The organism is Pseudonocardia sp. MH-G8 (assembly GCF_002262885.1).
GTDB lineage: Bacteria > Actinomycetota > Actinomycetes > Mycobacteriales > Pseudonocardiaceae > Pseudonocardia.
The window spans coordinates 132,862-152,905 of record NZ_NKYF01000019.1 but is presented as its reverse complement, the minus strand read 5'-3'; the positions used below and the strand labels follow the sequence as shown (position 1 = coordinate 152,905).

Genomic DNA, 20,044 nt, shown 5'->3' with positions numbered 1-20,044 from the left:
GGACCTACTCCGGACGTGCGGGGCGGCGCGCCGGTAGGCAGCAGTCGACGGCGCACGGGGCGCCGTTCACGGTGCAGCCGCCGCCCGGCTCGTCGCCCAGCTCACGCGGTGCGGCGTCGTTCAGGTGCTCGGCCACCAGCTCGGCGACCATGTCGGCGAATCGCGGGTCCGGGCCTGCGGTCGCGGCCCGGGCGAGGGCCATGCCCAGCTCGTCGGCGCGCTCGCGGGCCTCGGTGTCGAGGTCCCAGATCACCTCGACGTGGTCGGACACGAACCCGACCGGCGAGACGACCACCGCGGGCACGCCCTTGCCGTGCAGGACGTCGAGGTGGTCGACGATGTCGGGCTCCAGCCACGGCACCTGCGGCGGGCCCGACCGCGACTGCCACACCACGTCGTGCTCCTCGACGCCCACCTCGGCCGCGACCAGCCGGGCGGCCTCGGCGACCTGCCGGGAGTAGCGGTGCCCGCCCTGCTCCGGCGGGCCCGCCGCGGCGTCGGCGGCCGCGGGGATCGAGTGGGCGGTGAACACCAGCCGCGCGGCGTCACGGACGCGCTCCGGCAGCGTGGCGTACGCGGCACGCACGGCGTCGGCGTTGGCGGCGACGAACAGCGGGTGGTCGAAGAAGTGGCGCAGCTTCACCAGCTCCGGCGCCGACTCCCCGACCGCCGTGCGGGCCCGCGCGATGTCGTCGTCGTACTGCCGGCAGGCCGAGTAGCCGCCGTAGGCGCTCGTGGCGAACACGAGCGCCCGGCGCACGCCGTCGCGCGCCATCTCCGCCACGGTGTCCTCGACCATCGGGTGCCAGTTGCGGTTGCCGAAGTACACCGGCAGCGCAATCCGCTCCCGCACCGCGGCGATGATCTCCCGGTTGCGCGCGTTCAACGGGCTGACGCCCCCGAAGTGCTGGTAGTGCCGTTCCACGGCGTCCAGCCGCTCGGGCGGCACGCCGCGGCCCCGCACGACGTTCTCGAGGAATGGCCGGACGTCCTCCGGGCCTTCCGGGCCGCCGAAGGAGAGCACCAGCAGTGCGTCGAACTCGGTCACGCCCGCATTAGACACCGATGGCGTGGAAGCCGCCGTCGGCCCACACCATCGAGCCCGTGGTGGCCGGCATCCAGTCCGAGAGCATCGCGCAGACCGTCTTCGCCACCGGCGTCGGGTCGTTGACGTCCCAGCCCAGCGGGGCGCGCCCGTCCCAGGCGTCCTCGAACGCCGCAAAGCCCGGGATCGACTTCGCGGCCATCGTGCGGACCGGACCGGCCGCGCACAGGTTGACCCGGATCCCCTTCGGCCCGAGGTCGCGCGCCAGGTAGCGGGTGACCGACTCCAGGGTCGACTTCGCGACGCCCATCCAGTCGTAGGCGGGCCAGGCCTGGCGGTTGTCGAAGTCCATCCCGACGATCGAGCTGCCCGGTCCGAGCAGCGGCAGCAGCGCCGTGGACAGGGACTTGAACGAGTACGCGCTCACCTGGATCGTCTGCGCGACGTCCTCCCACGGGGCGCTCATGAACGCGCCCTCGCCCAGGCAGGACGCCGGGGCGAACCCGATGGAGTGCAGCACGCCGTCGAGCCCCGGGTTCTCCCCCAGGTGCGGCGACACCCGCTCGACCAGGCTGTCCAGCTGCGACTGGTCGGAGACGTCGAGCTCCACGACGGGCGCGGGCTGCGGCAGCCGCTGCGCGATCCGCTCGACGAGGCGCATCCGGCCGAACCCGGTGAGCACCACCTGGGCGCCCTGCTCCTGCGCCACCTTCGCGACGTGGAAACCCAGCGACGCGTCGGTGATCACACCGGTGATGAGCAGGCGCTTGCCGTCGAGCAGTCCCATGGAAGCCTCTCGTGAAGGGGTCGGAGCGGGGGTCAGTGGCCCATGCCGAGGCCGCCGTCGACGGGGATCACGGCCCCCGTGACGTACCCGGCACCCTCGGAGCCCAGCCACGTGACGGCGGAGGCGATCTCGCGTGCGTCGGCGTAGCGGCCCAGCGGGACCTGGCCGAGGATCTCGGTGCGGCGCGCGTCGGGCAGGGCGCGCGTCATGTCGGTGTCCACGAAACCGGGCGCCACGACGTTGGCGGTGATGCCCCGCGAGCCCAGCTCCCGGGCGATCGAACGGGCGAGCCCGACCAGGCCGGACTTGGACGCGGCGTAGTTCACCTGTCCGGCCGACCCCGTGAGCCCGACGACGCTGGAGATGAAGATCATCCGCCCGCTCCTGGCCTTCAACATGCCCCTCGAGGCGCGCTTGGCCACGCGGTAGGCGGCGGTGAGGTTGGCGTCGATGACCTTCGTGAACGAGTCCTCGCTCATCCGCATGAGCAGGGTGTCGTCGTTCATCCCGGCGTTGGAGACCAGCACTTCGACGGGCCCGTGCTTCTCCTCGATCGCGGTGAACGCGGCATCGACGGCGGCGGAGTCCGTGACGTCGCACTGCACCGGCAGCAGCTCCTCGGGCAGGCCGTCGGCGCCGCTGCGGTGGGTCACCGCCACCTGGTCCCCCTGCGCGGCGAACGCCTGGGCGATCGCCAGCCCGATCCCGCGGTTGCCACCCGTCACCAGCACGCTGCGTCCCACGCGCTCACCCTATGGGCCCGCGGGTCCGCCAGGCGACCCAGCCTCCCCGAAGCACGGCCCCGCGCCAGGGCGCGACATGGACGCACTCAGACCCCGACTCGCGGGATGTGAGCCCCCACCCCGCGAGTCGGGGTCTGACTGCCGCGAGTCGGGGTCTGGATGTGGATGTGTCGTGGCGCAGTCTCGTCAGGGCAACCGGCGGCCCAGAGCCAGTCCCGCGCCGAGGCCCGCCACCAGGAGCAGGGCGCCGCCGGCCATCCAGGGTCTGCTCGTGTCGACGCGGCGCACCTCGTAGCCGATCTGCTCGCCCAGCTCCGCGTACACCTGGCGCAGCTCGTCCTCGCTCGCCGCCGTGAAGAACTGGCCGCCGGACAGGTCCGCGATCTGGCGCATCGACGCGTCGTCGACGGCCACCGGCGTGCGCTCCCCCGGGTTGATCTCGATCGTGCCGTAGTCGGTGCCGAACGAGATCGTCGAGACCGGGATCCCGGCCTCGGACGCCGACCGCGCCGCCGTGAACGCCCCGCGCGGCTCCTCCTCGGGCATGACCCCGCCCGGGACGGTCTGCTTGCCGTCGCTCATGAGCACGATCCGCGCCGGCGGGGGTCCCTCGGCAGCGGCGCCCGCGATGGCCTGCGAGAACATCTCCACCGACTGCATCGCCGCGAAGATCGCCTCGCCGGTGGCGGTGGACTCGGACAGCTTCAGGCCGTCGACGGCCCGCTTCACCGGCGCCCGGTCCGGCGTCGGCGAGACGAGCACGGCCGCCGTGCCCGCGAACGACACCAGGCCGAGGTTGATGCCGGGCGTGAGCTGGTCGGCGAAGTCCTTCGCGGCCACCTGCGCGGCCGCGAGCCGGCTCGGCTCCACATCCGTGGCCTGCATCGACAGCGACACGTCGATCACCAGGACCACCGTGGCCCGGTTGCGCGGCACGCGCGCCTCGGCCATCGGCCCGGCCAGCGCCACGGTGAGCACGGCGAGCGCGGCGATCAGCGCGGCGGCGGGCACGTGCCGGTACCAGCCGGGCCGCTTCGGCGCGACCCGCTCGAGCAGCTCGAGGTTGGTGAACCGGATCGTGTCCCGGCGGCGCCTGCGCAGCAGCAGCACGTACCCGACGGCCAGCGCGGCCACGACGAGCAGGAGCAGGAGCCACCAGGGGTGCGAGAACATTCAGCGCCCTCCCGACCACGTGCGCTTGCGGGCGAGCACGAACCGCACGACGTCGGCGATCCAGTCCGAGTCGGTGCGCAGCGTCAGGTGGGCCGCCCCGCAGCGCCGCAGCGCCGCCGCCACCTGCTCGCGGTGCTCGGCGGCGGCCGCGGCGAACTCCCGCGCCAGCAGCGGTGTGATCGTCACCTCGCGCTGCCGGCCGGTCTCGGGGTCGGCGAGCACGACGGTGCCGACGTCGGGCAGCTCGATCTCGCGCGGATCCAGCACCTCCACGGCCAGCAGCTCGTGACGCGCGGACAGCGCACGCAGGGCGCGCTCCCAGACCGGATCGCCGAGGAAGTCCGAGATCACGACGGCGAGCCCGCGCCTGCGGGGCGGCCTGCGCAGCTGCTCGATCGCCGTGGCGAGATCGCCCCGCGTGCCCTCGGGCGCACGCGGCGTGCTCGCGACGCGCCGCAGCATTCCTTGGGCGTGCACCATCCCGCCGCGGGCGGGGATGCGCACCACCTTCTCGCCGGTGGCGACGATCGCCCCGATCCGGTTCCCGCCACCGCGGGTGAGGTGGGTGACGGCGGCGAGCGCCGCGAGAGCCAGGTCGCGCTTCTCGCAGGCCGCGGTGCCGAAGTCGAGGCTCGCCGAGAGGTCCAGCACGGCCCACGTCTCGAGCTCGCGGTCGGCCACCGTCTCCCGCACGTGCGGCTCGGTGGTGCGGGCGGTGACCGCCCAGTCCATGCGGCGCACGTCGTCGCCGGGCTGGTAGTCGCGCGCCTCCCCCGGCTCGCTGCCCGGTCCGGGAACGAGGCCGAGGTGGTTGCCCTGCAGGAGACCGTCCAGCCGCCCCCGCACCGCGAGCTCGAGGGTGCGCAGCGCCGCCTCCATCCGACCGTCCCGGAACGAGGGAGGCGCGATGGGCACGCGCCGGCGCCCGGCTACGGGAACCCCGGCCTCCGGCCCGCTCCCGGCGGGCGGACGACCGTCCTGGACGTCCGGCGGGCTCACGCCGGGCTGCTCGCCGGGTACTGCGCCGGCCCACCCTGCGGCCGCGCGCTGACCTGCGGCAGCGGCACCGTCGCGAGGACCCGCGAGATGATGTGGTCCACCGGCACCTGGTCGGCCACGGCGTCGTAGGAGAGCACCAGCCGGTGGCGCATCACGTCCGGGGCCACGTCGAGCACGTCCTGCGGGAGCACGTAGTCGCGGCCGCGGACCAGGGCGAGCGCCCGCGAGGCGGCCACGATGCCCAGCGTGGCGCGTGGCGAGGCGCCGTAGGACACCCAGCCCGCGATGTCGGTGAGACCGTGCTCGGCCGGGGTGCGGGTGGCCACGACGAGGCGCACCACGTAGTCGACGAGGGCGTGGTGCACGAACACGCGCGAGGCGACCTGCTGCAGCCGGGTGAGCTCGGCCGGCTCGATCACCTGCTGCGCGACGGGCGGCTCGGCGCCCATCCGGTAGACGATCTCCCGCTCCTCCTCCACGCCCGGGTACTCGACGATGAGCTTGAACAGGAACCGGTCGCGCTGGGCCTCGGGCAGCGGGTAGACGCCCTCGTTCTCGATCGGGTTCTGGGTGGCGAGCACCAGGAACGGGTCGGGCATCGGGTAGCTGCGGCCCCCGATCGAGAGGTGCCGCTCGGCCATCACCTCGAGCATGGCCGACTGCACCTTGGCCGGCGCGCGGTTGATCTCGTCGGCGAGCACGAAGTTGGCGACGACGGGGCCGAGCTCGACGTCGAACTCCTCGCGCCCCTGCCGGTAGATGCGCGTGCCGAGGATGTCGGCGGGCACCAGGTCGGGGGTGAACTGCAGGCGGGAGAACGTGCCGCCGACGACCTTCGCCACGGTCTCGACGGCGAGCGTCTTCGCCACGCCCGGCACGCCTTCGAGCAGCAGGTGGCCGCGGGCCAGCAGGCCGACGAGCATCCGCTCGACCAGCCGGTCCTGACCGACGATCACGCGCTTGATCTCGAAGACGACGCGCTCGAGGCGCTCCCCCTCGTGGGCCGGGCTCGGGACGGACTCCTGGACGCTCACCGCCCCATTCCACCGCGCAGACCGTGAGACGCCGGTGAACCCGGCCCTCTCCCGTCGTTGCCCGCCGCCGCGTCAGCGGCGAGCGGTCAACGAAAGGGAGACGATCCGATGGCGTCAATGATTCGTTGACATCGGAGGCACCCGCCGTTTCACCGGCCCGACGCCGGGCAGTCGTGGGCATGGCTACTGTCGCGGGCATGCCTACTGTCGCGGAACAGCTCGTCGCGGTCCTGTCCCAGGCAGGGGTACAACGCATCTACGGGGTGGTCGGCGACAGCCTGAACCCCGTCGTCGACGCGATCCGGCGCAGCGGTGGATCGGCGCGCGGCGGCATCGACTGGGTCCACGTGCGCAACGAGGAGGCCGGTGCGTTCGCCGCGGCGGCGGAGGCCCAGGTCACCGGCCGGCTCGCGGTCTGCGCGGGAAGCTGCGGGCCCGGGAACACCCACCTCATCCAGGGCCTCTACGACGCGAACCGATCCGGAGCGCCGGTGCTGGCACTGGCCTCCCACATCGCCACCACGCAGATCGGCACCGACTTCTTCCAGGAGACCCACCCCGAGCGGCTGTTCGTCGAGTGCTCCCACTACTGCGAGATGATCAGCGTGCCCGGCCAGCTGCCCCGGTTGGCCCGGGTGGCCGTCCAACACGCGCTCGGCCGCGGTGGCGTGTCCGTCCTCGTGCTGCCCGGTGACGTCGCGGCGCAGGACGCGGTGCACGAGACGGGACGCGGCGCGGTGCAGGCCGGACCGCCGTGCGTCGTGCCCGACGCCGCCGGGGTCGACGAGCTCGCCGCGCGGCTCGACGCCGCCGACCGCGTCATGATCATGGCGGGCGCCGGCTGCCGGGACGCCCACGACGACGTGATGGCGCTGGCCGACGCGCTGGGCGCGCCCGTAGGGCACGCACTGCGCGGCAAGGAGTTCATCCAGTACGACAACCCGTTCGACGTCGGGATGAGCGGGCTGCTGGGGTACGGCGCCTGCCACGAGGCGATGCACGGCGCCGACCTGGTGCTGCTGCTGGGCACCGACTTCCCCTACGACGCGTTCCTCCCCCAGGCCCGCACCGTGCAGGTCGACATCGACCCCACCCAGCTCGGCCGCCGGACGCCCCTGGAGCTGGGCGTGGTCGGCGATGTCGGCGAGACCGTCCGCGCGGTGCTGCCCAAGCTCACCCGCAAGACCGACCGCGGGTTCCTGCACGACATGCTGCGCCGCCACGAGCGGGCGCTGAGCCGGGTGGTGGAGGCCTACACCCGCGACGTGGCGCACCAGGTGCCCATCCACCCCGAGTACGCCGCCGACGTGCTCGACGAGCTGGCAGACGACGACGCGATCGTCACCAGCGACACCGGGATGTGCAACGTGTGGGCCGCCCGCTACATCACCCCGAACGGCAGGCGGCGGATCCTCGGCTCGTTCAAGCACGGCAGCATGGCCAACGCGCTCCCCCACGCCATCGGTGCGCAGTTCGCCGCCCCCGACCGGCAGGTGATCGCGATGGCCGGCGACGGCGGGCTGGCGATGCTGCTCGGGGAGCTGCTGACCCTGCGCACCCACCGGCTGCCGGTCAAGGTGATCGTCTTCAACAACTCGTCGCTGGGCATGGTCAAGCTCGAGATGCTCGTCGACGGCTTCCCCGAGTTCGAGACCGACCACGACCACGTCGACTTCGCCGCGATCGCCCGTGGCGCGGGCCTGCACGCGCGGCGCGTGGAGCAGCCCGGTGAGGTGGCCGACGGCATCCGCGAGGTGCTCGCCCACCCGGGCCCGGCGCTGCTGGACCTGGTCACCGACCCCAACGCGCTCTCGATGCCGCCCACCCTCACCGCGGGCGAGGTGCGCGGCTTCGCGCTCGCCGTCGGCCGCACCGTGCTCGGCGGCGGGGTCGGGAAGATGCTCGCGCTGGCCCGGTCCAACCTGCGCAACATCCCCCGCCCCTGACCGGCGCGGGCCGCCCGGTCAGAGCACTCGGGTGGCCTCGGGCAGCAGGTCCCTCGTGCGCAGCGGGACGACGCGCACGCTCGCACCGGTGTACGGGGCCTCGATCATCTTCCCGTCCCCGACGTACATCGCCACGTGGTGGATCGGGTCGCCGCCGTCGCGGTAGAAGACCATGTCGCCGGCGCGGATGTCGTCGATCGGCACCTTGCGGCCCGCGTGGAACTGGTTGCGGCTCACGCGCGGCAGGTCCACGCCCGCGCCGTTGAAGGCGTAGAGCATGAGCCCCGAGCAGTCGAAGCCGACGCGGTCGAGCGAGGACCCGAACGCGTCCGGGATCCCCGTGCTCGGGCCGCGGCCGGTGCCCCCGCCCCAGACGTACTGCACACCGATCTGCGACATGGCCCGGTCGACCACGCGCTGCACGGCCGCCGTGCCCCGCAATCCGGACGACCGTTCCTCGGACGCCAGGCGCGCCGTCGCGGCCTCCCGCTCGGCGCGCTGCCGCGCCGCCCGCTCGGCCTCCATCCGGCGTTGCCACTCGCCGAACCGCTGCCGCTGCGCGTGCAGACCGGCGTCGGCCGCCTCCGCCGCGGCCAGCAGCTCCTGCACCCGCCCGCGCTGCGCGGCCACTCCGGCGAGCTTCTCCGCCTGGACCCGCGACGCCTCCTGCGCCGCGGCCAGCGCCTCGTCGGCCACGCTTTTCGCCGTCTCGGCGTCCTCCTCGAGGTCGCGGGCCTCCTCGAGGGCGGCGCGGGCTGTCGAGTCGGCGTTCGCCTTGCCGACGCGGGCGCGCTCCAGCCCGTCCTGCGCCTGCAGCTGCGTGCGGGCGATGAGGTCTGCGTACTCCGCGCGCGCGAGGAAGTCCTCGGGACTGGTGGCGTCGGTGAGCAGGCCGAGCGGGCCGGTGTCGAGGCCCTGCTGGTAGGTGACGGCGACGAAGTCGTCCAGTCGTGCCCGCGCCTCGTCGATCGCCACGGTCGCGGCCTCGGTCTGCACGCGGGCGTCCTCGGCACGCGCCGCGGCGGCTGCGGCGGCGTCCTGGGCGGCCTGCAGGTCCGCCAGTGCCGCCGAGGCGTTCTCACGTTGGGACGCGAGCTCGATCTGCAGGTCGTCGGCCTGGCTGTCGAGCTCCGCCAGCTCGGCGGTCAGCCGCGCCACCTCGCCGGCCCGCCCGTCCACGCTCTCCTGGCTGCGCAGCAGGTCGTCGTCGCTCGGGTTGGGCGGTGGTGGCGGCTCCTGCGCCACGGCCGTCGTCCCGCTCAGCAGCCCGAACAGCAGGACCAGCACGAGGACGCGCACCGACCGGCGCCCGGTTCCCTGCACGAGACCGACCTCCGTCCGAGATGGATCACTACGCGTGAGGAGCGATCGCACTGTGCCACTCCGGGAGCTCCCGCACCCGGCGCCACACCCGCACCGGGGGCAACTTCCACCACATCGGTGGACCGGGAGCAGGAGAGGGGGCGACTCGACCAAATAACCGGACAAGCGTACTGTTTACGAGTGCGGGGCCCGTCGTACCGGGAGCGTGTCGGTGCGCGAGACTCCGGGAACCGATCCAGAGCGCCCACCACCGCCAGGAGGACAGTCCACTCATGAGGGAGCGCAGCGACCGAATCATCGGCCCCGCCCGCGTGAACGCGGCAGCCGAACGCAGCGAGGTCGGCGCATGAGCACCGACAGCTTCGGGGCGAGAGGAACCATCCGGGCCGGCGGGGCCGAGCACGAGATCTTCCGGCTGTCGGCCGTCGACGGCGCCGAGCGGCTGCCGTTCAGCCTCAAGGTGCTGCTGGAGAACCTCCTGCGCACCGAGGACGGCGCGAACGTCACCGCCGACCACGTCCGCGCCCTCGCCGGCTGGGACCCGAACGCCGAGCCGGACACCGAGATCCAGTTCACCCCGGCGCGCGTGGTGATGCAGGACTTCACGGGCGTGCCCTGCGTCGTCGACCTGGCCACCATGCGCGAGGCCGTCACCGAGCTCGGGGGCGACCCGGCGAAGGTCAACCCGCTCGCCCCCGCCGAGCTGGTGATCGACCACTCGGTGATCATCGACGTCTTCGGGCGCCCGGACGCCTTCGAGCGCAACGTCGACTTCGAGTACCAGCGCAACAAGGAGCGCTACCAGTTCCTGCGCTGGGGCCAGGGCGCGTTCAGCGAGTTCAAGGTCGTGCCGCCCGGCACCGGCATCGTGCACCAGGTCAACATCGAGCACCTCGCCCGTGTCGTGATGACCCGGAACGGGCAGGCCTACCCCGACACCCTCGTCGGCACCGACTCGCACACCACGATGGTCAACGGCCTCGGTGTGCTGGGCTGGGGCGTCGGTGGCATCGAGGCCGAGGCCGCCATGCTCGGCCAGCCCGTCTCGATGCTCATCCCCCGCGTGGTCGGCTTCAAGCTCACCGGCGAGATCCCGGCCGGCGCCACCGCCACCGACGTGGTCCTGACGATCACCGAGATGCTGCGTCGCCACGGCGTCGTCGGCAAGTTCGTCGAGTTCTACGGCGAGGGCGTCGGCGCTGTGCCGCTGGCCAACCGCGCCACGATCGGCAACATGAGCCCTGAGTTCGGCTCCACGGCCGCGATCTTCCCGATCGACGACGAGACCGTGCGCTACCTGAAGCTCACCGGGCGCTCCGGCGAGCAGATCGAGCTCGTCGAGGCCTACGCCAAGGAGCAGGGCCTCTGGCACGACCCGTCGCGGGAGCCCGTGTTCTCCGAGACGCTCGAGCTGGACCTGTCCACGGTCGTGCCGTCCATCGCCGGCCCGAAGCGCCCGCAGGACCGGATCGCGCTCACCGAGTCCAAGGAGGCGTTCCGCAGCGCGCTGCGCGACTACGTCGACCACGGCGCCGACGACGCGGGCCTGCAGTCGGCCGTCGACGAGTCGAGCGAGGAGTCCTTCCCCGCCAGCGACTCCCCCGCGCACAGCTCGAGCGGCAACGGCAACGGCGCACCCCGCGCGCCGATCAGCGCAGCCACGGGTGCCCACGGGCGCGCGTCGAAGGCCACCTCGGTCACCACGCCCGAGGGTGCCTCGTTCGAGATCGACCACGGCGCCGTCGTGATCGCCTCGATCACCTCGTGCACCAACACCTCCAACCCGTCGGTGATGCTCGGTGCGGCGCTGCTGGCCAAGAACGCGGTGGACAAGGGCCTGGCCGTCAAGCCGTGGGTGAAGACGTCGATGGCCCCGGGCTCCAAGGTCGTCACCGACTACTACGAGAAGGCCGGTCTCTGGCCGTACCTGGAGAAGCTGGGCTACCACCTCGTCGGCTACGGCTGCACCACCTGCATCGGCAACTCCGGCCCGCTCGCCGACGAGATCTCGGCCGCGGTCAACGAGGCCGACCTCTCGGTCGTCTCCGTGCTGTCGGGCAACCGCAACTTCGAGGGCCGGATCAACCCGGACGTCAAGATGAACTACCTGGCGTCGCCGCCGCTGGTGATCGCCTACGCCCTGGCCGGCACGATGGACTTCGACTTCGAGAACCAGCCGCTGGGCCGGGACCCGAGCGGCGCCGACGTGTACCTGCGCGACATCTGGCCCTCGGCCCAGGACGTGCAGACCACGATCGACTCGGCGATCAACCAGGAGATGTTCACCAAGGACTACGCCGACGTCTTCGCCGGCGACGAGCGGTGGCGCTCGTTGCCCACGCCGGAGGGCAACACCTTCGCCTGGGATCCGCAGTCCACCTACGTCCGCAAGCCCCCGTACTTCGAGGGTATGGAGCCCGACCCGGAGCCGGTGCAGGACATCGCAGGAGCCCGGGTGCTCGCGCTGCTGGGCGACTCGGTCACCACCGACCACATCTCCCCGGCCGGCTCGATCAAGGAGGACACCCCCGCGGGGCAGTACCTGCGCGAGCACGGCGTGGAGAAGCGCGATTTCAACTCCTACGGCTCGCGGCGCGGCAACCACGAGGTGATGATCCGCGGGACGTTCGCCAACATCCGGCTGCGCAACCAGCTGCTGGAGGACGTCAGCGGCGGCTACACCCGCGACTTCACCCAGGACGGCGGCCCGCAGGCGTTCATCTACGACGCCGCGCAGAACTACGCCGCCCAGGACACGCCGCTGGTGATCCTCGGCGGCAAGGAGTACGGCTCGGGCTCCTCGCGCGACTGGGCGGCGAAGGGCACCGCGCTGCTCGGTGTCCGCGCCGTCATCGTGGCGAGCTACGAGCGCATCCACCGCTCCAACCTGATCGGCATGGGCGTGCTGCCGCTGCAGTTCCCCGAGGGTGAGTCGGTGCAGTCGCTGGGCCTGGACGGCACCGAGACCTTCGCCGTCAGCGGCGTCACGGCGATGAACGAGGGCCCCACCCCGCGCACCGTGCACGTGACGGCCACGAAGGAGTCGGGCGAGACCGTCGAGTTCGACGCGGTGGTCCGCATCGACACCCCCGGCGAGGCGGAGTACTACCGCAACGGCGGGATCATGCAGTACGTGCTGCGCGGGATGCTGCGCGGCTGACACCTCCGGCTCCACGGCGGCGGCGGGCGACCCGGTACGGGTCGCCCGCCGCGGTCTTTCGCGTCGTGACGCTGCGTGCTCACCCCGTTCCGGCGTGGCACGAATACCGCCGCCAGATCGTGTCATATCGAAAACACCGTTCACTCCATCGTCATCTCGACGTCGCCGAGCGTTCGCCCACGCACCGGCAGGGAGTGCGCTCACGCAGGCGTCATGCATGATGTTGCTGATAGACGACGTGTGAGGTGCAGCAATGGCTGATGTGGAGCGATGGCTCCGGCAACTGGTGGCCGACAACGAGCCGGAGCTGACCCGGCGGTGGGCGGTGGCCGCGGCCGACGCGTACGGGGGTCGCGTCACGCGGGCCGAGCTCGAGCACAACTGCGGTGAGTTGCTGCGCACACTGCCGCCCGCACTCACCGACGCAGGCCTCGACGTCCACGCGGAGGCCTACGCACCTGTCCGCGCCATGATCGCCGACCTCGCGCGCCTGCGGGCCCGGAGCGGGTTCGTCCCGAGCGAGACCGCCGCGGTCATGTTCGCGCTCAAGGAGCCGCTCCTCGCGATGGCGCTCAAGGGCGACCAGACGCCGGAGACGTTCATGACGGTCTCCCGCTGGACCGACGCGCTGGGGCTGCTGATGGTCGCGCACATCACCCGCGCCCGGGAGCAGGTGATCTCCGAGCAGGCGGAGCAGCTCCTCGAGCTCAGTACGCCCGTCGTGAAGCTGTGGGACGGTGTCCTGGCCGTCCCCCTGATCGGCACGCTCGACTCCGGCCGCACCCAGGTCGTCACGGAGAAGCTGCTCCAGACGCTGGTGGACACCGGCTCGGAGCACGCGATCATCGACATCACCGGGGTGCCTGCCGTCGACACCGAGGTCGCCCAGCACCTGCTCAAGACCGTCGTCGCGGCGCGGTTGATGGGCGCGGAGTGCACGATCTCCGGCATCCGGCCGCAGATCGCGCAGACGATCGTCGCGCTCGGCATCGAGTTCGGCGACATCCCGACGAAGGCGACGCTGGCCGATGCGCTGCTGCACGCCCTGCGCGGCAGCGGCGTGGAGGTGGTGCGGCGGCACCGGGCGAGGACGGACTGATGGACCGCGTGCCGATCCTGTCGCTGGGCGACGCCCTGCTGGTGTCGATCCAGGTCGACCTGCAGGACGAGTCCGTGCTGGCCCTGCAGGAGGACCTGGCCGAGCGGATCGTCGCCACCGGCGCCACCGGTGTCGTGATCGACATCTCGGCGGTCGAGATCGTCGACTCCTTCATCGGGCGCATGTTCGCCACCGTCGCCTCGCTCTCCAGGATCCTCGACGCGGAGGCCGTCGTGGTCGGCATGCGGCCCGCGGTGGCCATCACGCTCGTCGAGCTCGGCCTGTCGCTCGAGGGCGTGCGTACGGCGCTCGACCTGGAACGCGGACTGGCGATCCTGCGCCGCCCGGGCGCGGAGCGTGGGCTCCGCGTGGTCGACGCCGACGACGTGCCCGCGGACGTGGACACCGGCAGGGCCCGGTCCACCCCGCCGGACCGGTGACCCCCGCCGACACGGCCGACGAGCTGGAGATCCGCACCGGCGACGACGTCGTCCGGGTCCGGCAGCTCGTGCGGCTCAAGGCCACTGCGGTGAAACTGTCCCTGGTGGACCAGACGAAGCTGGTGACAGCCGCGAGCGAGCTCGCCCGCAACACCCTCGTGCACGGCGGCGCAGGCAGGGCGCACGTCGAGGTCGTCGAGAGCGACGGCAGGCGTGGCGTGCGGGCGCGGTTCAGCGATTCCGGGCCGGGCATCGCCGACGTCGAGCAGGCCCTGTCCGACGGCTACACGACCGGAACCGGTCTCGGTCTCGGGCTGGGCGGTTCGCGCCGGCTCGTCGACGAGTTCGACCTCACCTCGGCCCTCGGGCAGGGAACCACGGTCACGGTGGTGAAGTGGACCCGGTAGCCGACCCGCACGTCGAGGACGTCGCGTGGCTCACCGTCGACGACCCGAGTGCGGTCGGCAGGGCCCGACGGGCCGCCGAGCAGCTGGCCGCGACGCTGGGGCTGCGCGTCGGCCGGGTCGCCGACGTCGGGCTCGCGGTCACCGAGATCGCGTCCAACGTCCACCGCCACGGCGGCGGCGGCGCGGTGGCGCTGCGGGCCGTCCGCGGGCTGGCCGGCGCCGCGGTCGAGGTGGTCGCGATCGACGGCGGACCGGGGATCCCCGACCTGCACGCGGCGCGGCGCGACGGGAGCTCGGCCGCGGGGACGCTCGGCATCGGGCTCGGCGCCATCGGCCGCCTCGCCGACTTCCTGGACATCAGCTCGGAGCCGGGTCGCGGGACGGTGCTGGTCGCCCGGTTCGACGGGCCGCGGCTCGACGCCGGCGATCACCCGGCACCCGCCGTCGACGCCGCCGGCATCACCCGCGCGCTGTCCGGCGAGTCGCTGTGCGGCGACGCCTACGCCGTGCGGACCCACGAGGCAGGGGTGTCGTTCCTGGTCTGCGACGGCTCCGGCCACGGCCCGCTCGCCGCGTCCGCCGCCCGGGAGGCCGTGCGGACCTTCGAGGACCCGCTGCAGCCGGCCTCGCCCCCGGCCGCGGTCCTGCGGCGGATCCACGGTGTGCTCGCCGGCACCCGGGGCGCCGCGGCGTCGGTGGCGGAGCTCGACGCCGGAGCCGGGATCGTCCGGTTCGCCGGGATCGGGAACGTCTCGGGCGCGGTGCTCGACGACGGGGGCAAACGCAGCATGGTCTCCGTCGGCGGGGTCGCCGGGTACCGTGACCCGATCGTCCGGACGTTCGAGTACCCGCTCCCACCGGACGCGGTCGTCGTGATGCACTCCGACGGCGTGCGGTCTCGATGGGCGGGGATCGAGACGCGGGGGCTGCTCGATCGCACGCCCCTGCTCCTCGCCGCGGTGCTGCTGCGCGACGCCGGCGTCCGACGCGACGATGCATGCGTGCTGGTGGGGAGGGCCGGGCCATGACGACGACCGCCGCGACGACGACCGCCGAGCGGCACGAGCTCGTCGGCCTGCGCATCGTCACCGAGCACGACGTCTTCCTCGCCAGGCAGCGCGGGCGCGACGTCGCCGCGATCGTCGGGTTGGAGAACCAGGACCAGGTCCGGGTGGCCACCGCCATCAGCGAGCTGACCAGGGAGCTCGCCGGCCTCGACGCACCCACCACGGTGACGATCGCGATGGCGGCGCAGCCGCGCCCGGCGCTGTTGATCACGGCGACGTGGTCGGGGCGGCTCGGCGGCGCCCGCGACCACGACGCGCTGGCCGCCGTCGACGGTATCGCGGCGGCCGCTCGCCTGACCGACGGCTGCGACCTCACATGGCACGCCGACGGCGGGTCGGTGGTGCTGGCCAAGAAGCTGCCTCCCGGCTCGGAGGCGCTCACGCCGCAGCGGATCGCCACCCTCCGCAGCGCGTGCAGGGACGTGCGCCCGGGCAACGCCCTCGACGGGCTGCGCATCCAGAACCAGGACCTGCTCTCCACCCTCGACGACCTGCGGGCCCGCCAGGAGGACCTGCTGCGGGCGAACGCCGAGCTCGAGGAGACCAACCGCGGTGTGCTGGCGTTGCACGCGGAGCTCTCCGAGGAGCTGGAGAAGACCAACCAGGGCGTCGTCGCCCTGTACGCGGAGCTCGACGAGGCGACCGGGCGGCTCCAGGAGGTGAACGAGAGCAAGACGCGGTTCTGGAGGAACGTGAGCCACGAGCTGCGCACGCCGCTGAACTCGGTGATCGGGCTGTCGCGGCTGCTGCTCGACCCCGGGTCCGACCCGATCACAAGCGAGCAGCGCCACCGGGTCGAGCTGATCAGGGACTCGGGCGCGACGCTGCTGTCGCTGGTGAACGAGCTGCTCGACGTCGCGAAGGCCGAAGCGGGCCAGATCGAGATCCGCCCCCGGCTCACCGACCTGGGCACCGTGCTCGGCCACCTGGAGGCGTCGCTGCAGCCCATGGTGACCTCCCCCGAGGTCGATCTCGTGGTGGAGGCGCCGGACCCGCCGGTCGTCCTGTGGACCGACCCCGGGCTCCTCGGCCAGATCCTGCGCAACCTCGTGAGCAACGCCGTGGAGTTCACCGAGCGGGGCCGGGTGCGATGCACGGCCGGCGTCCAGCAGGACGGCGACATGGTCGAGATCGTCGTGGCCGACACCGGCATCGGCATCCCGCCCGAGCACCGGGAACGTGTCTTCGAGGAGTTCCACCAGGTGCCCGGACCCCTGCAGCGCCACCGCAGCGGCTCCGGCCTGGGGCTGCCCCATGCGGGCAGGCTCGCGGGTGTTCTCGGTGGCGCCCTCGACCTGCAGAGCGAGCCGGGCACGGGCACCACCGTCACGTTCCGGATGCCGATGCGGGCCGATGCGACCCCGGCCGGGCGCTACCACCGCGTGCTCGTGGTCGACGACGACCCCGGATTCCGGGAGATCGCGCACGGGGCACTCGGGCCCTACGCCGACCGGGTCATCGACGCGGAGGACGGCGCGGCGGCGCTGCGCGCGATGCGCGCCGAACGGCCCGACCTCGTGATGCTCGATCTGGACATCCCCCCGCCCGACGGATCCGCGGTCCTCGACGAGATGCGTCGCGACGCCGACCTCGACGACGTGCCGGTTGTGATCGTCACCTCCGCGGATCTCGACGGCGCGCACCGCGCCCGGCTCGCCGCCACCACGGTGGTCGTCGGGAAGTCCTCCTTCACACCCGAGCTCCTGCTGCACGCCGCGGCGGCGGCCGCCCGCCTCGTCGGAGGGCCGCCGTGACGGCCGGGGACGGCGGGGAGCGCCAGGGGGTCGTCCTCGTCGTCGACGACAACCCGGCCAGCCGGTACATCTCCGGCAGCTGGCTGAGGCGCCACGGGTACGAGGTGCTGGAGGCCGGCACCGGTGGTGGGGCACTGGGCGTGCTGAAGAACGAGCGGGTCGATCTCGTCGTGCTCGACGTCGGCCTGCCCGACATGAGCGGCCTCGACGTGTGCGACCACATCAAGAACGACCCCTCGATGATGCAGCCGGTCATCCACCTGTCTGCCACCTCGATCCGGGGCGCGGACCGGGCGCGCGGGCTCAACCGGGGCGCCGACGCCTACCTGACCGAACCGGTCGAGCCCGACGAGCTGCTGGCCACGGTCCACTCGGTGCTGCGCTACTACCGGGCCCGGGCCGCCGCCGAGGATCTCGCCGTCCGGCTCGCCCGGCTGGAGCACGCCACCCACGCCATGCACGCCGCCACCGGCTTCGACCGGCTCACCGCGGCCATCGCCGCCGGAGCCTCCGACATCTTCGACACCCGGGCGATGGCGCTCGTGCCCGCCCCGGACGGACAGCCCCTGCGCGCGCTCGCGGGCGACCGGCCGATCGGCACCACGCCGCCCCCGGCACCACGGCAGCTGCTGGACGACCTGACGGTCCACGCCCCCCAGCCCGGTACGCCCACCGTCCGGCGCCGGCTCCTCCCGGAGGAAGCGCCCGACGGAACCGGCGAGTGGGAGGCACTGCTGCTGTCCCCCCGCCACGACAGGTCGCCCCTGTGCATCGCCGTGCGGCTGTCCCCGCTCACCGACGAGCAGGAGAGCCTGCTCATCCAGCTCGGACGGGCCGCGATGCTCGCGACCGACGCGCTGCGCCTCCACACCGAGGAGCACAACCTCGCGCTCACCCTGCAACGCAGCTTCCTGCCGAGCGAACCTCCCCGGGCGGAGGGCCTCGAGACCGCCGTGCGCTACGTCCCGGCGGCCGACAACGCCGAGATCGGCGGCGACTTCTACGAGCTCATCGGGCTCGACGCCGACCGGACCCTCATCGCGATCGGCGACGTCGCCGGGCACTCGATCCACGCGGCCACGGTGATGGTCGAGCTGCGCCACGCGTTGCGGGCCTACGCCGTGGACGACGACGACCCGGCCGAGATCCTCCGCAGGCTCGAACGCATGCTGGCCCGCTACCACCCCTCGGAATTCGCCACCCTCTGCCTGCTGCTGCTCGACCGGAGCCGCAACGAGGTGCGGATCGCCAACGCGGGCCACCTGCCCCCGCTGCTCGTCCACGACGGCGGCGGCGAGTACCTGGAGGTGTACGGGGCCATGCTCGGGCTGGGCGTCCCGAAGCGTGCGAGCTCGGTACACACCCTGCCGCCGGCCTGGTCGATCGTCCTCGTCACCGACGGGCTCATCGAGGCACCGAGCATCGACCTGGACGATTCGCTCGAGGAGCTGCGGGGCGCGGTCTGCCTCGACACCGAACCCGAGGAGCTGTGCACGCAGCTCCTCGAACGGTTCGACCGTCGGTCGGACGACATCGCGCTGCTCGTGATCCGGAAGCCCGCACCCGCCGTCAACTGATCCGCCGCGACGGCGCGTCGGCCGACCCGTAGGCCATCGCGTCGGCCCTGTCGGCGAACACCGCGAGCCTGCCGGTCAGCCCGGTGATCTGTAGTGGCCGCAAGGTGACCCGGCTGCTCGAGACCACCCGCAGGTCGACCTCGCGCTCCCGCGCCGCACGATCTGCCTGGGCGAGGGCCGAGAGACCCGCCGAGGACAGGAACCGGACGCCGTCGAGATCGACGATGAGCGGGCCCCCACCCTGATGCCGGTCCACCTCGGAGATCAGCGCGTCGAGGAGCTCGCTCCCGGTCGACAGGTCGACCTCGCCGGAGACGACGACCACGACGGCGCCGGCCTCCCGGACGACCTCGACATCGACCTCGACCTCGACGGGTGCGGCCTCGTTCCCCACTTCGTTCATGGGTCCTCCTGTGCTCGGCGTCAGCAGGGACCGGCCACTCTAGGACACCGGATCGGGATCCGGGAGCGATCTGCTCGTGGTTGTCGTCCTCGATACATTGCCGTTTCGATGGCGTCAATGAATCGTTGACGCGGAGGATTGCCTCCGCGGCGGGCCGCCCGTCGCCCTGCTGTACCAGGGCGCGGGCGGGCCGCGGGTGCAGCGACGTGCTGCACCCGACCGGTCACCCGCTCTCGGGTGACCCTCCGGCGGACTGGTCCGCACGCCACTGCTCGTACTCAGGGCGCGCCTCGTCCGAGAGCGGGTAGTAGCGGCGCAGGTCGCCCCCCTCTGCGAGCTTCATCCGGGAGAACACCTCCCACTCCGCGTGCGCGCCCGCGATCTCGAGCAGCTTCGGGGCCAGCGCGATCGGCACGACCACGGCGCCGTCGTCGTCGGCGATGACGATGTCGCCCGGCACCACGACGGTGCCGCCGCACGCGACCGGCACGTTCACCGCAGTGGGGACGATGCCGGTCTGGGTGTGGAAGTTGGGAGTGGTGCCCCGCAGCCACATGCCGATCCCGAGCCCGGCGGCGTCGGCGAAATCGCGGATGCAGCCGTCGACGACGATCCCCTTGCCGCCACGGCCCGCGAAGTAGGTGAGCATCATCTCGCCGAAGATCCCGCTGGTCATGTCCCCGCGGGCATCGACGACCACGATGTCGCCCGGCTGGGTGTGGTACAGGACCTGCCGGTGCAGCTGGCGCTCCGGCTGGCTGTACTCGTCCACCGGGTAGAGGTCCTCCCGCTTCGGGAGGCATTGCAGGGTGAGGGCGGGACCGGCCACCCGGGCACCGGGCGTCCGGCAGACCGGGCCGGCGATGTGGGCGCTGCGGATACCGAACTGCTTGGCGAGTTCGCTGCTGGCCGTCGCGCTCCCGATGCGCTCCAGACCGGCGACGAGCTCGGGGTCGGGTCGGACGATGTCCGCTGTCTCCACCATCAGGTCCTCTCACCGCCTGCGTCGCTGCGGGCCCGCCGCGACGCGTCCACCACCTTCCGACCCTCGCCGGAGCCGGTCCCACCCGTCAATGGACCCGCGCCA

17 protein-coding genes are annotated in these 20,044 nt (G+C 72.7%); 8 read left to right on the top strand and 9 right to left on the bottom strand.

Going from position 1 to position 20,044, the window contains the following annotated elements; translation table 11 throughout:
- Window positions 1–4: 4 nt before the first annotated feature.
- The 6 genes from CFP66_RS32015 to CFP66_RS31990 form a co-directional block, all read right to left on the bottom strand.
- Window positions 5–1,048, bottom strand: a complete 1,044-nt coding sequence (locus CFP66_RS32015) for a ferrochelatase (RefSeq protein WP_094928953.1) — start codon at window positions 1,046–1,048, stop codon at window positions 5–7.
- 7 nt (window positions 1,049–1,055) lie between these two features.
- Window positions 1,056–1,832: an enoyl-ACP reductase FabI gene (gene fabI / locus CFP66_RS32010; protein ID WP_094928952.1), complete on the bottom strand. Its 777-nt coding sequence runs from the start codon at window positions 1,830–1,832 to the stop codon at window positions 1,056–1,058.
- 32 nt (window positions 1,833–1,864) lie between these two features.
- On the bottom strand, window positions 1,865–2,575 hold the full coding sequence (gene fabG / locus CFP66_RS32005; protein WP_094928951.1) for a 3-oxoacyl-ACP reductase FabG: 711 nt from the start codon (window positions 2,573–2,575) through the stop codon (window positions 1,865–1,867).
- Window positions 2,576–2,761: 186 nt separating this feature from the next.
- Window positions 2,762–3,748, bottom strand: coding sequence for a VWA domain-containing protein (locus CFP66_RS32000; RefSeq protein ID WP_094928950.1), 987 nt, complete (start codon window positions 3,746–3,748; stop codon window positions 2,762–2,764).
- Window positions 3,749–4,627, bottom strand: coding sequence for a DUF58 domain-containing protein (locus CFP66_RS31995; RefSeq protein ID WP_094928949.1), 879 nt, complete (start codon window positions 4,625–4,627; stop codon window positions 3,749–3,751).
- A 116-nt stretch (window positions 4,628–4,743) separates the two neighbouring features.
- On the bottom strand, window positions 4,744–5,781 hold the full coding sequence (locus CFP66_RS31990; RefSeq protein WP_094928948.1) for a MoxR family ATPase: 1,038 nt from the start codon (window positions 5,779–5,781) through the stop codon (window positions 4,744–4,746).
- Between the two features lie 197 nt (window positions 5,782–5,978).
- Between CFP66_RS31990 and CFP66_RS31985 the strand changes: the two genes are divergently transcribed.
- Entirely contained in the window at window positions 5,979–7,727 is a 1,749-nt protein-coding gene (locus CFP66_RS31985) for a pyruvate dehydrogenase (protein ID WP_094928947.1), read from the top strand.
- Between the two features lie 18 nt (window positions 7,728–7,745).
- Here CFP66_RS31985 and CFP66_RS31980 read toward each other — a convergent pair whose 3' ends face one another.
- Entirely contained in the window at window positions 7,746–9,050 is a 1,305-nt protein-coding gene (locus CFP66_RS31980) for an NlpC/P60 family protein (RefSeq protein ID WP_094928946.1), read from the bottom strand.
- A gap of 346 nt (window positions 9,051–9,396) precedes the next feature.
- On the opposite strand from CFP66_RS31980, the gene CFP66_RS31975 reads away from it, so the two are divergent.
- The 7 genes from CFP66_RS31975 to CFP66_RS31945 all read left to right on the top strand — a co-directional run bounded on the left by CFP66_RS31975 (window position 9,397) and on the right by CFP66_RS31945 (window position 18,554).
- A complete protein-coding gene (locus CFP66_RS31975; protein WP_094928945.1) occupies window positions 9,397–12,210 on the top strand; it encodes an aconitate hydratase in 2,814 nt (937 codons plus the stop codon).
- Window positions 12,211–12,463: 253 nt separating this feature from the next.
- Window positions 12,464–13,309 carry an STAS domain-containing protein gene (locus CFP66_RS31970; protein ID WP_094928944.1) on the top strand — a complete coding sequence of 282 codons (846 nt, stop codon included), beginning with the start codon at window positions 12,464–12,466 and terminating at the stop codon, window positions 13,307–13,309.
- The gene (locus CFP66_RS31965) at window positions 13,309–13,749 is read left to right on the top strand and encodes an STAS domain-containing protein (protein ID WP_369805222.1); all 441 of its coding nucleotides are present in this window, start codon (window positions 13,309–13,311) and stop codon (window positions 13,747–13,749) included. The genes CFP66_RS31970 and CFP66_RS31965 overlap by 1 nt, the downstream gene beginning before the upstream one ends.
- Window positions 13,746–14,156 (top strand): ATP-binding protein, encoded by a 411-nt coding sequence (locus CFP66_RS31960; protein ID WP_094928943.1) that lies wholly within the window; start codon window positions 13,746–13,748, stop codon window positions 14,154–14,156. The genes CFP66_RS31965 and CFP66_RS31960 overlap by 4 nt, the downstream gene beginning before the upstream one ends.
- Window positions 14,144–15,184 (top strand): ATP-binding SpoIIE family protein phosphatase, encoded by a 1,041-nt coding sequence (locus CFP66_RS31955; protein WP_094928942.1) that lies wholly within the window; start codon window positions 14,144–14,146, stop codon window positions 15,182–15,184. The genes CFP66_RS31960 and CFP66_RS31955 overlap by 13 nt, the downstream gene beginning before the upstream one ends.
- On the top strand, window positions 15,181–16,977 hold the full coding sequence (locus CFP66_RS31950; protein ID WP_158228282.1) for an ATP-binding protein: 1,797 nt from the start codon (window positions 15,181–15,183) through the stop codon (window positions 16,975–16,977). Before CFP66_RS31955 ends, CFP66_RS31950 begins: the two co-directional genes overlap by 4 nt.
- On the top strand, window positions 16,974–18,554 hold the full coding sequence (locus CFP66_RS31945) for a fused response regulator/phosphatase (protein WP_094928940.1): 1,581 nt from the start codon (window positions 16,974–16,976) through the stop codon (window positions 18,552–18,554). Before CFP66_RS31950 ends, CFP66_RS31945 begins: the two co-directional genes overlap by 4 nt.
- On the opposite strand, the gene CFP66_RS31940 is transcribed toward CFP66_RS31945, so the two are convergent.
- A complete protein-coding gene (locus tag CFP66_RS31940; RefSeq protein ID WP_094928939.1) occupies window positions 18,547–18,957 on the bottom strand; it encodes an STAS domain-containing protein in 411 nt (136 codons plus the stop codon). The genes CFP66_RS31945 and CFP66_RS31940 overlap by 8 nt on opposite strands.
- A 223-nt stretch (window positions 18,958–19,180) precedes the next feature.
- Complete coding sequence (locus CFP66_RS31935) at window positions 19,181–19,942, bottom strand: ribonuclease activity regulator RraA (protein ID WP_094928938.1); 762 nt, start codon at window positions 19,940–19,942, stop codon at window positions 19,181–19,183.
- Between the last annotated feature and the right edge of the window lie 102 nt (window positions 19,943–20,044).